Raw genomic sequence first — 13,830 nt, 5'->3', positions numbered from 1 at the left:
CTAACCGAAAATCCCATAAATTTTTATTACTTTTCCGGCATAATCGCTGTTGTCCATGAATTATAAGGGAAAAACTTAGTCGTTGTAAAGCATTGATATTAACCCCTTTGTTTTCGGGACTGCAAACTGCTTACTCCAATACTGTAAACTAAGCCATGAGTACCATTTTAAAAGCCGAAAATATCTCGAAGCAATACCGACTGGGAAAAGTTGGTACGGGTACTTTGGGTGACGATTTAAAACGTTGGTGGTATCATCTTCGTGGAAAAGAAGATCCTTTTCTAAAGGTAGGTGGGGTAAACGATAGAAGTGCCAAAGCTACCGAAGATTATATTTGGGCCTTGCGGGATATTAATTTTGAAGTAAAGCAGGGAGAAGTTTTAGGAATTATTGGTAAAAATGGCGCAGGAAAATCTACTTTACTTAAGTTACTATCTAGAGTAACCGCTCCCACTACCGGCAGTATTAAAACTAAAGGGCGTATTGCGAGCCTTTTGGAAATAGGTACCGGCTTTCATCCTGAACTTACCGGGCGGGAAAATATTCTTATGAACGGTGCGGTATTGGGGATGACCAAAGCAGAAATTAAAACCAAGCTCGACGAAATTATCGCTTTCTCGGGCTGTGAGATGTATATAGATACTCCTGTAAAACGCTATAGTAGCGGGATGACCGTAAGACTGGGCTTTGCTGTAGCCGCACATCTCGAACCCGAGATCCTGGTGGTAGATGAGGTGCTGGCCGTTGGAGATGCTGAATTCCAAAAAAAAGCCATCGGGAAAATGAATTCGCTTTCCAAAGGAGAAGGCAGAACAGTTTTGTTTGTAAGTCATAATATGGATTCTATTTCTCTTTTAACGGATCGTGTTTTAGTATTAAGTAATGGAAAAGTGAGTTATATTGGAGAAACTAATTTTGGAATAAAAGAATATTTAAAGGCCGAAAATAATAAGGATAATTATAAGTTTACAGGGGAAATCGAAAAGCCAAAAATAAAGGAAATTAAAATTGAAACAAGTTTGCCTGGCAATATTCATGAATTTGGAAAAGAGTTAACTTTTCAATTTGATTTAGCTCTTCCTTATAGAGTAGATAACTTGGCTCTTTCATTTCAAATATTAGATGAGACGCGAAACCCAATTACTCATTTATGGATTATAGATTCAGAAAAAAATATAAAAAGAAGTAAAGGTGATTATAACTTTATTTGCTTAATCCCTTCACCTAAACTATATATGGGAAATTATACAATGAATGTGTTTTTATCCAATTCAAAAACAAAGGAAAAATTTGATATTCTAGAATCCGTTTGCAGTTTTAAAATACAAATGATGAAAAATGTGCGCCATGATTATCAATGGAAGAAAGGCACCTGTAAGTATATAGAAGAAAGCAGATGGAAAGTGTATAAAAATTTAGATGATGCTCCATAGAATTAAAAAAATAATACACAAGAATTTTTTTAAAGAATTTCATCCTAAGAAGGTATCTGGAATCAATTATTCTGATATTAGTAAGAAAGAATGGCAAATTATTGAGGCTGTAAAACCATTTACAATGACCAATCCTGAGAGAATAGTAAATCTTTGCCGTGCTGTAGAATATATTGAAGCAAACTCTATTGAAGGAAGTGTGGTAGAATGCGGTGTATGGAAAGGAGGAAGTATAATGGCTGTACTCAAAATATTATGCAAGCTTAATTCATTTGAACGAGAGATTTATTTATATGATACATTTGAAGGGATGAGTGAACCTACTGATAAGGACGAATCGTTTAGAGGAGAATCTGCGATTAATGCGTACCTTTCTAAAAATGAAGTTTGGAAAAAGATTGAATGCCTATCGCAAATAGAAGAAGTGAAAAAAAATGTGCATAGTATTGGCTATCCAAATAGTAAAATACATTTTATAGAAGGTAAGGTTGAAGACACAGTACCTAATGATATGACTCCTGATAAAATATCACTGTTGAGGTTGGACACAGATTGGTACGAGTCAACCTTACATGAAATGGAGCACTTATTTCCGAAGCTTGTAACTGGTGGTATTATAATTATTGATGATTACGGACATTGGAAAGGATGCAGGGAAGCTGTGGATGGCTATATATCAAAATATAATATAAATTTATTTTTGATTAGAGTAGATTACACTTGTAGAATAGGGGTGAAAATGTAAAGTATAATGAAAAATCAATTTGTTAATATTAATCTGGAAGATTGGAACTTGGATATTTTTATTATAAGGAAATCAATTTTCGAAAAAATTAAAGGAAATCTTGAATTTTTTACAGGTACTTTACTCGATATTGGGTGCGGTAAAATGCCATATAAAGAATATATTTTAAAGAATTCATCCGTAAAAGAATATACAGGACTCGATATAGAAGATGCGCTGCAATATGATCCGGACATAAAACCAGATTTTACCTGGGATGGGAAATCGATGCCTTTTGAAGCAGATTCTTTTGATTGTGCATTTGGTACGGAAGTTTTAGAACATTGTCCTGAACCAGAGGTTATTTTAAAAGAAGTGTTTAGAATTTTAAAACCGGATGGATATTTCTTTTTTACTGTTCCGTTTCTGTGGAACTTACACGAGGTACCCAATGATGAATATAGATATACTCCATTTTCTCTGGAGCGACATTTAAAAAATTCAGGATTTAGTAATGTAAATTTGAAAGCGACCGGTGGTTGGCACGCTTCCCTGGCTCAAATGCTCGGTTTATGGGTGCGAAGGAGCCCAATAACAGGAAGAAAACGGAAATATTTTTCTAAAATAATCAAACCGATTATGATAAAATTGATAAAAATGGATAAATCAGAAAAAATAAAATTTAAGGAAGGTCAAATGATTACAGGTTTATATGGACTTGCGAGAAAATAGGCTATAAATACTACATATTTTCATTCCATAACATTTAATTTGTAGCCTTATCCAATTTAAGATATTGTTGATTTTGAACTTTTAGTTGCTACATTCCTATAAATTATAACATAATATCAATTCTAATGCCCAATGAGGTATTTACTACGCTTAAGTACCTAGACTTTGTCTATAGGACGTATAAAATAGAATATTTTCGTAAACATTATATTTATGCCAAACATAGCAATCATTTCTCCTTCGCAAAATGCATATTCAGAAACATTTATTCAAGAGCATAAGAAATTGTTGACGGGTGAGAAATATTATTATTATGGAAGTTTACAAAATCGAATTTTAGAAGATAAAGGGAGTTTGCTTAAAAATAGAAAGAAATTGATTTTTAAGTTAAAAAGAAAAATTCTTAACAAGTCTCATTCCTGGTATTATTTACAGTTTCTTTTAGATTCTTTTAGAAAAAATGATATTCAGGTAGTACTGGCAGAATATGGCCCTACTGGTCAACAAATCCTACCAGTAGTTAAGGAATTGAATTTGCCTCTTATTGTTCATTTTCATGGTTTTGATGCCTCAGTAACTCAGATAAAGGAAAAAAATAATAATTATAAAGAACTTTTTGATTATGCTTCTTCCGTAATAGTGGTGTCTAGAAAAATGTATAAAGTTTTAATGGATATAGGCTGCCCAAAAAACAAATTGATTTATAATGTATATGGCCCTAATGATGCATTTTTCAAAGTAAAACCTCAATTTTTAAAGGATCAGTTTATTGCCGTAGGAAGATTTGTCGATAAAAAAGCACCGTACTATTTAATTCTGTCATTCTCTATAGTTATAAAAGAATATCAACAAGCAAAATTATTTATTGCAGGTGAAGGAGCATTATGGAACACGTGTAAAAATCTTATTACAGCTTTAAATTTAGAAAATAATATTTTTTTATTAGGAGTAATTTCTCCTGATACTTACAGAAAATATCTATCTGAAAGCTTGTCTTTTGTTCAACACTCGGTGGTTGCTGATAATGGGGATTCTGAGGGAACTCCAGTAGCTATTTTAGAAGCTAGTGCCGCAGGAATACCGGTGATAGCAACTTATCACGCTGGAATACCAGACGTGATCATAAATGGAGAAACCGGATTGTTAGTAGAAGAACATGATTATATTGCAATGGCGGAAAGAATGAAAGATTTTTTAAGAAACAAAGAGTATGCAAAAAAGTTAGGAAAGAAAGGTAAAAAGATAATTAGAGACAATTTCTCTCTAGATCGACATATAAAAGTTCTAGACGGTTTGATCTCTAGAGCTTTGTAAATAGAAGTCTATGGTGAGTAAAAAAAAGAAAAATAAGCTAACTAATAGGCAACCTCTAATCTCCATAATAATTCCTACCTATAATAGGGCTTATTTAATTGGAGAGACTCTAGGCTCTATTATTTCACAAACTTACCAAAACTGGGAATGTATTGTAGTAGATGATGGCTCTACTGATTATACCGACGAACTGATGGAGTTTTATTGTAATAAAGATCATAGAATACAATACCATCACCGCCCCGCAAACCACCCCAAAGGAGCCAATGCCTGTAGAAATTATGGCTTTGAATTAAGTAAAGGAGACTTTATTCAATGGTTTGATAGTGATGATTTGATGTCTCGGGATAATCTTCTGGAAAAAATAAATTTTTTGTTATCCAGTCCCAATTGCGATTTTTGTATCAGTAAGCTAACTAAATTTGAAGGAAATTTTAGAAGTAAAAAATTTGTTGCTAATGAAGCCCAAATCAGGCTTCCAAATAACCTGTATGAAGCTTATATTACCGCGAAAATCTCTATCTTAAATGTTAACCCGCTTTGGCGGAGAGAAGTTTTTAATGTTAACGAGCTTTATGATGAAAAAATTCTTCAATTCCAGGACCTTGAGCTGTATTCCCGGGTGATTTATAAAAATAATCGAATGGGTGTTATCAATAAAAACCTTGTTTTTGTAAGACGCATGAACGATTCGATTAGCACTAAAGATAATGGATTTGTTCTGAATGTAGATTCTTTTTTAAAGGTTAAAGAAAGAATTATGGATCGAACTCCTAAAAATAGAGTAATACTGGAGTATATTGTTAGGGATTTATTATGGGCTATGCGATGGTATATGGCCAAAAAGGAATATGTAAATGCAAAACGATGCTTAAGCTTAGCCTTAAAATATAAAGGTTTTTTACCTGCCAATCTCCAAAAAAAGCTTTTAAAGGTTGCCGTTTTTTTTAAATTATTTAAGACTATAAAAAGAGGAGATACTCGTTTTAGAAAATTTTTAAAGTTGTAAGTTTTTTGATAAAATAAATTTATGGGCGGAAGTCTATTATCGTGTTGCCTAACTCTGAAAAAAAAGATGCTTACATTGACCCTATAAAAAGTAATTCTATGAAGCCTTTGGTTTCCATAATTATCCCAACTTATAACCGCGTTCATCTTATTGGGGAAACCCTGGAGTCTGTATTGTCCCAAACTTACCAAAACTGGGAATGTATGGTTGTAGATGATGGCTCTACCGATTATACCGATGAGTTGATGGAGTTTTATTGCAATAAAGATAATAGAATAAAGTATCATCATCGACCCGCAAATCGCCCCAAAGGAGCCAATGCCTGTAGAAATTATGGCTTTGAGTTAAGTAAAGGTGAGTTTATTCAATTTTTAGACTCAGATGATCTAATTTCTAAAGAAAAACTTTATGGACAGTTAGAAATTTTCAAATCTGATGCTGACGTAGAACTTTCTTTCTGTGCCTGGTATTATTTTAGATTGAATTCTACGGATTATAGGGATTATGGAGTTTTTAAGTCACTTCATAAATGTACTACGCCTAAAAAACTGTTTGATTTTCTAGGGAATAAATCTACCTTTTTAGTGCCTCATGTTTATCTTACAAAAAGAAGTCTATTACAAAGATCCGGTCTATGGAATGAGTATTTAACTATTAATCAGGATGGAGAATTTTTCTCTAGAGTTTTATGCTTTGCAACTAAAATAAAATTTAGTGATAAATCTAAAGCATTTTACAGACAGAATTTAGGCGTGGAAACTTTGAGCACTTTAAATTCAGATAAAAAAATAAAGGATGCTATACGTAGTTGGAGACTAATTGAAAAATATCATAATATGAGATATGCAAATGGGACTATGCCATATATTAGAAATGGGAAAGAAGCTTTATTCCAAAGCCTTTTAAAAATTAAAACCGAAGAAATAGATTTAAATAAAGACTTCTTTGCATATGAAATCAGACAAAATAAATTCAAATCAAAGGCCGTAAAAAAAATTAATGAACTGAGAAATTGCTTTGGTAATTTTGTAAAAAAAATAAACGTTTTAAATATTTTTGATAAACGATAATAAAAATCAAAGGAAGAATGTCAGATATTGAATTATCCATCATAACTCCATGTTATAATCAAGCTGAATATTTAGAAGATTCTTTAGGATCTATTCTTAATCAAGAATATAAAAAATGGGAATGTATTATTGTCGATGATGGGAGTACAGATAATACCAGAAAAGTTGTAAAAAAATGGTTGATTATAGATAAGAGATTTAAATATATATATCAATCAAATGCTGGCGTATGCAATGCGAGAAATAAAGGTATTTATGCTGCGAAAGGTAAATTTATCCTTCCCCTAGATGCAGATGACAAAATTTCTAAAGAATATACATATAAAGCAATGCAAATTTTTAAAGGTAATCCGGAGCAAAGATTGGTATATTGTTTAGCTGAGAAATTTGGAATTTCTTCAGGGTTATGGGAATTGCCTCCTTTTTCTTTAAGAGGTTTGGCAGAACGTAATATGATCTTTAATTCCGCAATTTTTAAGAAAGATGATTGGAGAAGAGTTGGAGGTTATGATAATAAAATGGTAAATGGTTTAGAAGATTGGGAATTTTGGATTTCTATTTTAAAAGATGGTGGTAAAGTAGAGCAATTAAAACATGTAGGCTGCTATTACAGAATTAAAGAAATATCTAGAAATAGTAAACTCAACAAAGATAATACAATTGAATTATATCGTTATCTAAGTTATAAACACTCAAAGTTCTTTATTGATTTTTTAGGCTCTTTTCATCATTTAATATATAAAATTGAAGACATGGAGAAAGATTTTGAAGCTAAATTGAGTAGTGAAAAGTTCGTAATAGATGTTTTCTTAAAAAACAAGTTTGGTTTTACTGTTTTTGGCAAGATTTGACTTCCTCTAACCATCTTAGTATTAAAGTAAATGAAAAATAATCACACTTCGTTGGTATATATTGTAATTGTTACTTATAACGGTATAAGATGGATTAAAAGATGCATGGAAAGTATAAAGGGTTCTGAAATAATTATTATTGATAATAATTCAACTGATGGTACAGTGAATTTTATTGAGAGCAATTATCCATATATTTATTTGGAGAAGCAAAAAGAGAACCTTGGCTTCGGTAAAGCAAATAATATAGGAATTTCAAAAGCTTTAGAGCTTGGTGCCGAGGCAGTTTTTTTAATGAATCAAGATGTCTATTTAAATGAGAGTGTTATTGAAAACCTTTTTGTAGCTCTTAAAAATAATCCTTCATATGGTATAATAAGTCCTATCCATTTAAATGCTAAAGGAAATGAACTAGATAGAGACTTTGCAAGGTACTGCTTGGCCAATAGAAAAATTTATGCAGATTCTTTATTAAATAACAAGAAGGAATCATTATACGAAATGCCTTTTGTAAATGCCGCAGCTTGGTTGGTTTCAAAAGAATGCTTTTGTAAAATAGGTGGCTTTGATCCAAATTTTTTTCACTATGGAGAAGATGAAAATTTTTGCCAAAGAGTAGCTTATCATGGATTAAAAATTGGTATACATAATCAAAATTTTATTTGTCATGATACTCCTGACATAAAATCCCGGCCAAAAAAACTTTTTTCGAGTAAGTATTACTTAGCTTATAAGAAATTTATATTTGTGAAATTTGCTAATATTAATAAAGCTTTTGATGTTTATGCTTTTGAGAAAGAAAAAAAGAATATTGCAAAAAAAATAATTAAATCCTTTGTTGGGCTTAAACTGAAATATTCATTAGGTTATTTTAAACAATTAAAACTTCTATATTCTTTAAAAAAAGAAATTAAAAAAAGTCGTGAGCTTAATAAAAAAGAAGGTAAACATTATATCTCATGTTATTAGAACCAGTTATTTCTGTAATTATTCCAACTTTTAATCGAGCGAAATTACTGATAGAAACTATTGATTCCTTTCTTAATCAAACTTATTTAAATTGGGAAATTATAATTGTTGATGATGGTTCTAAAGATAACACCAAAGTACAGGTTAAAGCTATAAAAGATAAAAGAATAAATTTTTTTATCAGAGAAGAACAGTTTAAAAAAGGTCCTGCCGGTTCTAGAAATTATGGTCTTGAAAAAGCAAAGGGAGATTTAATTTTATTTTTTGATGATGATGATATTGCCCACCCCGATTTGCTTAAAGAGGTGGTTTTAGCTTTTTCAAAACAAAACCTGGATTTTGTGCGTTATGAGAGACAGGTTTTCTTTGGTGATTTTAATTATGAATTTGATAAAACGAAAACAGCAGACACTTTCTTCATAGGTATTCAGGATCTTTATAAAATGATTATAAATAAGCTGCCATTTAATACTTGTGCAGTAATTTGGAAAAGAGAAGCTATAGGTCATGAAAAATTTAACGAAAATCTCTTTTATTCCGATGAATGGGAATTTTTTCAACGTTTGTTATTTAAGAAACTTCACGGTATAAATCTTAATAAAATATTACTTTATGCTCGTAAACACTCAAATTCCAGTACAGGATATTTTAAAAATAGAGATTCACTTTTTTTAAATTCCAGTCGCTTAGCGGCTTTACTAGTGATTGAAAACCTCGAAAACAATGGTTTTTTTAATGAAACTTTGAAGAAATATTTTATAAGAAGAGGATTTGAGCTAGAGTCTTATCCCATAATATATAAGAGTTTGAAAGCTGCCAATTCCCGAATCCTGGAAGTATGGATATACAAAATTGGCTTTAAAGCATATCCGGTTTTGCGCCCGCTATTTTTACTAAAAGGAAAAATCTTTTCCCGATAATATGCTTACAATGCGTTTCCCCGCATTTCCGTCCCATAAATCGGGAATCTTTGTAGTTTTTAGTTTTGGATCGCTAAATAACTTTTCTAAGGTTTTTTTAATTGCTTTGGTCTGGGTTCCGGCAAGTATATTAGTGCCTAATTCTATGGTTTCAGGACGTTCGGTATTCTCTCTTAGAGTAATACAGGGAACATTTAAAACCGTGGTTTCTTCGGTGATTCCGCCAGAATCAGTAAGCACGGCTTTGGCATTGGCCACCAAATAATTAAAATGCAGGTAGCCAAGCGGCTCAATTAAAAATAAATTTTCGTTTTTAAAATTTAGACTTTTGATAATAGCCTTTGTTCTGGGATGTACCGGAAAGATAACCGGGAGATTATTAGAATTTTCTAAGATGGAATTAATAGTACTTTTTAATTGTTTTTCTTCATCTACATTGGCCGGCCGGTGTAGGGTAAGTATAAGATAGTTTCCTTTCTTAAGATCTAAACGATCCCAAATCTCAGGTTTTTGGAATTTTGTTTTAAATCTTAGGAGAGTATCAATCATAGTATTACCCACAAAGAATACCTGTTCTTTGTTTTTTCCGGTTTTAAAAAGATTTTCTGAGGCCTGGAGAGTGGTTGTAAAAAAATAATCGGTTATACTGTCTATTAGTATTCGGTTAATCTCCTCGGGCATAGACCAATCATAAGAGCGCAGTCCGGCTTCTACATGTACAATTTTAAGCCCCATTTTTTTGGCTGTAATGGCACATGCCATACTGGAAGTAACATCTCCCACCACAAGACATATATCGCTTTTTTCCTTGCGCAAAAGATTTTCATAAGCTAGCATGATCGCTCCGGTTTGTTCGGCCTGGCTTCCACTTCCAACCTGAAGGTTTATTTCCGGACTGGGAATTTCCAGGTCTTTAAAAAAATTACCGCTTAAGTTTTTATCATAATGCTGTCCGGTATGAATAAAACGATATTTTATATGCGGTCCATAGGTTTCTATAGCATGAATAATAGCAGCAATTTTTACAAAGTTGGGCCTTGTTCCGGCTATAAGGTCTATTTTCATTTTAGAGAATCTATTTAAGCGAATTTAGGAAATTGTTCCATCACCTCGAAACGGTTTAAAAAGGTTCTCGATACAGCTTTGCTTCACTCTCTTTCCGCAAAGCCACTCGAACTGACGGGTGTCGTCACTTCGAGTGATTTTTTATGGAGCACAGCGGAATATAAAATTGTATCGAGAAGTATTGGAATACAGTGTTGCAAATTCTATCTAGAAGTAATAGCTTTACACTAACTACCCGGATTATTCCAAAATGCCTTGATGAAAAAAATACTTGTAGTAGCAGAATCTATAGACGTTGAAGATAGTAGTGGTACCAAAGGAAGGGTGGCTCTAATAAAAAACCTGTATAAGGCGGGTTTTGAGTTGCAGGTATATCATTATACACGAAAGATTATTGAGCTGGAGAACATCCCCTGCCATGCGATTAAAGAGAACCGAAGAAGTTTGCTGTTTTTTTTAAGTAGGCTAGAACGCTATTTGCGCTACTGGTTTAACCTAAAAGTTTATAAACAGATAGAACAGGCATTCGGATTTTCTTTTACCCTTTTTAATGATAGAAACAGTATTGTTAGGGCATTAAATAAAATAACGGATTTTGATCCAGACATGGTATTAACTTTAAGCAAAGGAGGAAGTTATCGCCCACATCATGCCCTGTTAAAGCTTCCCGGGTGGCATTCTAGGTGGATAGCTTATATTCATGATCCTTATCCTTTTGCTTGCTACCCAAGGCCTTATGACTGGGTGGAGCCGGGTTACTTAAAAAAGAGGAAGTTTTTTTTGAAACTTGGGGAAAAGGCTAGCCATATAGCCTACCCCAGTAAGTTATTGGCAGAGTTGATGGAAAGTTACTACGCTCCTATGCGGGGAAAAAGGCTGATAATTCCGCATCAAACTTTTGAAAGTGACACCACAGCTATAAATTTACCTGCTTATTTTAAAAATAATGCATTTTCATTGGTACATGCGGGAACCTTACTTGGTCCACGAAATCCGCGAAGTTTAATTAAGGCTTTTCAAAAGTTTATTAAGGAAAATCCGGAAGCAGCAGATCATAGCCAATTAATTTTCATTGGTAGAAAATCTAAATATTCAAAAGAGTTTAAGGAGGTAATGAAAGTATTTCCTCAGTTTTATAGTACTGAAGCGTATATTCCATTTTCTAAAGTACTGGCTATTCAAAATAATGCTGCGGTAAATATAATCCTTGAGGCAAAAAGCTCTATAAGTCCTTTCTTGCCGGGAAAATTTTCCCACTGTATTCAGGCAGGTAAACCAATTTTGTTATTGGGGCCTTATTACAGCGAGTCTAAAAGATTACTGGGAAATGATTATCCCTGGTGGAGTGAGATTGATGATGAAGATAAAATATTTGCTATGATAGAAGAACTGTATAGTAATTGGAAATCAAATAATAGTCAATGCGATTACCATAGCCTGGGTAAATATCTTTCAGAAATTTATCTAAGCGATCAAATTTCAAACTTATAAATGAAAATCCTAATGCTCTCCATCTTCGCTCCGCATTTTTTTAACTGGACCAAACAGTTGGAAGATTCGGGGCATGAGGTTTATTGGCTGGATGTTTTCGACTCTAATACCAAAGTTAGGCAGATAGATTTCGTTGAGCAGATCACTGGCTGGCGTTATAAATGGGATTTCCCCGGAAGGTATTTTCTTAAAAGCAATGCACCCGGTATTACCCGATTTATTAATATTTTTAATGAAAGAAATTTTGAGAAACAACTGCAAAAAGAAATTAGAAGGATAAGACCCGATATGGTGCATAGCTTTGTGATGTACCTTACCGGCGTGCCAGCCTTGCCGGTAATGCAGGAGTTTCCCCGAATAAAATGGGCCTATACCGCCTGGGGTAGCGATATGTATTATTACAGGAATCAACCTAAACACCTGGCCGGAATAAAAAAAACACTGCCGAAAATAGATTATATGTTTGCCGATTGCAATAGGGATTATAGTATTGCAAAGGAACTTGGCTTTAAAGGAAAGTTTTTAGGAGTTTTTCCCGGTGGAGGTGGTTTTGATTTTAGTAAAATGGATACATTTATTCGGGAAACCGATAAAAGAAATATTATCCTTATAAAAGGCTATCAGGGCTTGCATGGTAAATGTATTGAGGTATTAAAGGCTATTCAAATAGCAGAAAAACACTTAAAAGATTACAGGTTGGTAGTGTTTGGGGCAGCTCCGGAAGTTTTTGATTTTGTAAAAAATTCCTTTCTTAAAGAATTTGGGAATCTGGAAATATATGGAAAATTAAACCATCAGGATCTTATGAAATTGATGGGACAGGCTTTAATTTATATAGGGAACAGTAGTTCAGACGGAATGCCTAATACTCTATTAGAGGCAATTGTGATGGGAGCTTTTCCCATTCAATCCAATCCCGGTGGAGCCACAGCAGAAATATTGGAGCATGGAAAAAATGGATTTTTAATTGAAGAACCTGAGGATACTAAGGAAATTAGTAGCTTGTTGCTGGAATCTTTAAATAATTCAGAATTAATAGAAAAGGCCGTTTGCTGGAACTCACTAAACATCAAACCTGAGCTGGAAAGAGAACGGGTTAAGGAACGGGTTTTACAAGCTTATAAATCAATAGAAAAAGATCTGTAATGGAGCAGGTAATTTCAATTCTATATGCCCATCGTAACCGTGACACCAAAAGAATAAAAATATCTTTTGAGTCTTTGCAAAGGCAGGAGTTACAAAATTTCGAAGTGGTCTTTGTAGATTATGGAAGCAAAAATGCGCTTGTAGAGGAACTGAAAGTGCTTGCCGCCGAATTTCCGTTTGTTCGTTTTTTTCATTTGCCTGTACCCCAGCTTTTATGGAATAAAAGTAAAGCCCTTAACTATGGGATTTTAAAGGCAAAAGGAGATTATGTCTTTATCGCCGATATCGATCTTGTTTTTCATTGGCGAACAACTGCTTTATGGAATAAGCTATTGAATCCCGATAGGTTTTATTTGTTTCAGTTGGGATATTTAGAAAAAGAAGAATCAGAAAAACTTTTTGGGAATTATGAATTTAATGCTTTAAAACCGGGCAGAACAGGAATTGTAAACGGCATGATTTTAACTTCCCACGAAAGCCTTCTGGAGGTGAAGGGTTTGGACGAATTTTTTCATTTCTATGGGTCTGAAGATGAAGATTTATTCGCCCGATTGGAAAATGCGGGCTATCAAAGAGAACTAAGAAAGGAAGCATATGTTTACCACAATTGGCATCAAAGTTTTTCAGGTTCAGAAGATAAGCTGCTTACAGGGAATCCACGGATAAAAAATATTATGCGTATTAATCAAAGACACTTTCAACGTAATAGAGATCGGGGTATAATAAAACCTTTAAGGCAGGGAAAAATAGGGAAATTTATAACTTCCGAAAGATCTACAGTTTTAAATAATCCAGATATAATACTTGAAATTCCCAATATACTTGCCAGGGTAGAGCATTTTTTAAGAGAAGAGCTGCCTTCCCGAAAAGGAGAGGTGGTAAAGGCTGTATTTTTTGAGGAGGATTACTATAAGTCTACCAAATACAAATTAAAGCTAAGACTAGGAAAACAAACACAGCCCTATGTCTCTATGAAACAGGTGAATGATATGATCTTAAAAGAGATTTTATATAATTATAGAGATCATAATTATTCTTTTCGGGTAGAGCAAAACCTAAAAAGAATTGTTTTTATTTTAGAGGTTTAAATAACTTGCGCTACCTAA

At 33.2% G+C, this 13,830-nt stretch carries 13 protein-coding genes; 12 read left to right on the top strand and 1 reads right to left on the bottom strand.

The window, feature by feature from the left end; translation table 11 throughout:
• Positions 1 to 155 precede the first annotated feature (155 nt).
• From I6U50_RS00810 to I6U50_RS00770, 9 genes are all read left to right on the top strand, one after another.
• Positions 156 to 1,433, top strand: coding sequence for an ABC transporter ATP-binding protein (locus tag I6U50_RS00810; RefSeq protein WP_198637513.1), 1,278 nt, complete (start codon positions 156 to 158; stop codon positions 1,431 to 1,433).
• Complete coding sequence (locus tag I6U50_RS00805) at positions 1,420 to 2,178, top strand: TylF/MycF/NovP-related O-methyltransferase (protein ID WP_198637512.1); 759 nt, start codon at positions 1,420 to 1,422, stop codon at positions 2,176 to 2,178. Before I6U50_RS00810 ends, I6U50_RS00805 begins: the two co-directional genes overlap by 14 nt.
• A gap of 6 nt (positions 2,179 to 2,184) precedes the next feature.
• On the top strand, positions 2,185 to 2,889 hold the full coding sequence (locus I6U50_RS00800) for a class I SAM-dependent methyltransferase (protein ID WP_198637511.1): 705 nt from the start codon (positions 2,185 to 2,187) through the stop codon (positions 2,887 to 2,889).
• 213 nt (positions 2,890 to 3,102) lie between these two features.
• Entirely contained in the window at positions 3,103 to 4,203 is a 1,101-nt protein-coding gene (locus I6U50_RS00795; RefSeq protein ID WP_198637510.1) for a glycosyltransferase, read from the top strand.
• A gap of 10 nt (positions 4,204 to 4,213) precedes the next feature.
• Positions 4,214 to 5,212: a glycosyltransferase family 2 protein gene (locus tag I6U50_RS00790; protein WP_198637509.1), complete on the top strand. Its 999-nt coding sequence runs from the start codon at positions 4,214 to 4,216 to the stop codon at positions 5,210 to 5,212.
• Between the two features lie 98 nt (positions 5,213 to 5,310).
• Positions 5,311 to 6,282, top strand: a complete 972-nt coding sequence (locus tag I6U50_RS00785) for a glycosyltransferase family 2 protein (RefSeq protein WP_198637508.1) — start codon at positions 5,311 to 5,313, stop codon at positions 6,280 to 6,282.
• Between the two features lie 17 nt (positions 6,283 to 6,299).
• A complete protein-coding gene (locus I6U50_RS00780; protein WP_198637507.1) occupies positions 6,300 to 7,133 on the top strand; it encodes a glycosyltransferase in 834 nt (277 codons plus the stop codon).
• A 30-nt stretch (positions 7,134 to 7,163) separates the two neighbouring features.
• Positions 7,164 to 8,102: a glycosyltransferase family 2 protein gene (locus tag I6U50_RS00775; protein ID WP_262894720.1), complete on the top strand. Its 939-nt coding sequence runs from the start codon at positions 7,164 to 7,166 to the stop codon at positions 8,100 to 8,102.
• Complete coding sequence (locus I6U50_RS00770; RefSeq protein ID WP_198637505.1) at positions 8,093 to 9,022, top strand: glycosyltransferase family 2 protein; 930 nt, start codon at positions 8,093 to 8,095, stop codon at positions 9,020 to 9,022. Before I6U50_RS00775 ends, I6U50_RS00770 begins: the two co-directional genes overlap by 10 nt.
• Here the strand turns inward: I6U50_RS00770 and wecB are convergent.
• Positions 8,996 to 10,087, bottom strand: coding sequence for a non-hydrolyzing UDP-N-acetylglucosamine 2-epimerase (gene wecB, locus I6U50_RS00765; RefSeq protein WP_198637504.1), 1,092 nt, complete (start codon positions 10,085 to 10,087; stop codon positions 8,996 to 8,998). The genes I6U50_RS00770 and wecB overlap by 27 nt on opposite strands.
• Before the next feature lie 258 nt (positions 10,088 to 10,345).
• Between wecB and I6U50_RS00760 the strand changes: the two genes are divergently transcribed.
• Genes I6U50_RS00760 through I6U50_RS00750 form a run of 3 tightly spaced genes read left to right on the top strand, consistent with a single transcriptional unit; the run spans position 10,346 to position 13,812 of the window.
• Entirely contained in the window at positions 10,346 to 11,578 is a 1,233-nt protein-coding gene (locus I6U50_RS00760) for a glycosyltransferase family protein (RefSeq protein ID WP_232805843.1), read from the top strand.
• Positions 11,579 to 12,724: a glycosyltransferase family 4 protein gene (locus tag I6U50_RS00755; protein ID WP_198637502.1), complete on the top strand. Its 1,146-nt coding sequence runs from the start codon at positions 11,579 to 11,581 to the stop codon at positions 12,722 to 12,724. It begins immediately after the preceding gene.
• Positions 12,724 to 13,812 (top strand): glycosyltransferase family 2 protein, encoded by a 1,089-nt coding sequence (locus tag I6U50_RS00750; RefSeq protein ID WP_198637501.1) that lies wholly within the window; start codon positions 12,724 to 12,726, stop codon positions 13,810 to 13,812. The genes I6U50_RS00755 and I6U50_RS00750 overlap by 1 nt, the downstream gene beginning before the upstream one ends.
• Positions 13,813 to 13,830 lie beyond the last annotated feature (18 nt).

The organism is Salegentibacter maritimus, assembly GCF_016236975.1.
GTDB lineage: Bacteria > Bacteroidota > Bacteroidia > Flavobacteriales > Flavobacteriaceae > Salegentibacter > Salegentibacter maritimus.
The sequence above is the reverse complement of the archived record's forward strand: the minus strand, read 5'-3'. Positions and strand labels throughout refer to the sequence as shown.

Bases quoted from the DNA above. Each gene is read 5' to 3' on its own strand.
- I6U50_RS00810 (WP_198637513.1), top strand. From the start codon at position 156: ATGAGTACCATTTTAAAAGCCGAAAATATCTCGAAGCAATACCGACTG.
- I6U50_RS00805 (WP_198637512.1), top strand. From the start codon at position 1,420: ATGATGCTCCATAGAATTAAAAAAATAATACACAAGAATTTTTTTAAA.
- I6U50_RS00800 (WP_198637511.1), top strand. From the start codon at position 2,185: ATGAAAAATCAATTTGTTAATATTAATCTGGAAGATTGGAACTTGGAT.
- I6U50_RS00795 (WP_198637510.1), top strand. From the start codon at position 3,103: ATGCCAAACATAGCAATCATTTCTCCTTCGCAAAATGCATATTCAGAA.
- I6U50_RS00790 (WP_198637509.1), top strand. From the start codon at position 4,214: ATGGTGAGTAAAAAAAAGAAAAATAAGCTAACTAATAGGCAACCTCTA.
- I6U50_RS00785 (WP_198637508.1), top strand. From the start codon at position 5,311: ATGAAGCCTTTGGTTTCCATAATTATCCCAACTTATAACCGCGTTCAT.
- I6U50_RS00780 (WP_198637507.1), top strand. From the start codon at position 6,300: ATGTCAGATATTGAATTATCCATCATAACTCCATGTTATAATCAAGCT.
- I6U50_RS00775 (WP_262894720.1), top strand. From the start codon at position 7,164: ATGAAAAATAATCACACTTCGTTGGTATATATTGTAATTGTTACTTAT.
- I6U50_RS00770 (WP_198637505.1), top strand. From the start codon at position 8,093: ATGTTATTAGAACCAGTTATTTCTGTAATTATTCCAACTTTTAATCGA.
- wecB (WP_198637504.1), bottom strand. From the start codon at position 10,087: ATGAAAATAGACCTTATAGCCGGAACAAGGCCCAACTTTGTAAAAATT.
- I6U50_RS00760 (WP_232805843.1), top strand. From the start codon at position 10,346: ATGAAAAAAATACTTGTAGTAGCAGAATCTATAGACGTTGAAGATAGT.
- I6U50_RS00755 (WP_198637502.1), top strand. From the start codon at position 11,579: ATGAAAATCCTAATGCTCTCCATCTTCGCTCCGCATTTTTTTAACTGG.
- I6U50_RS00750 (WP_198637501.1), top strand. From the start codon at position 12,724: ATGGAGCAGGTAATTTCAATTCTATATGCCCATCGTAACCGTGACACC.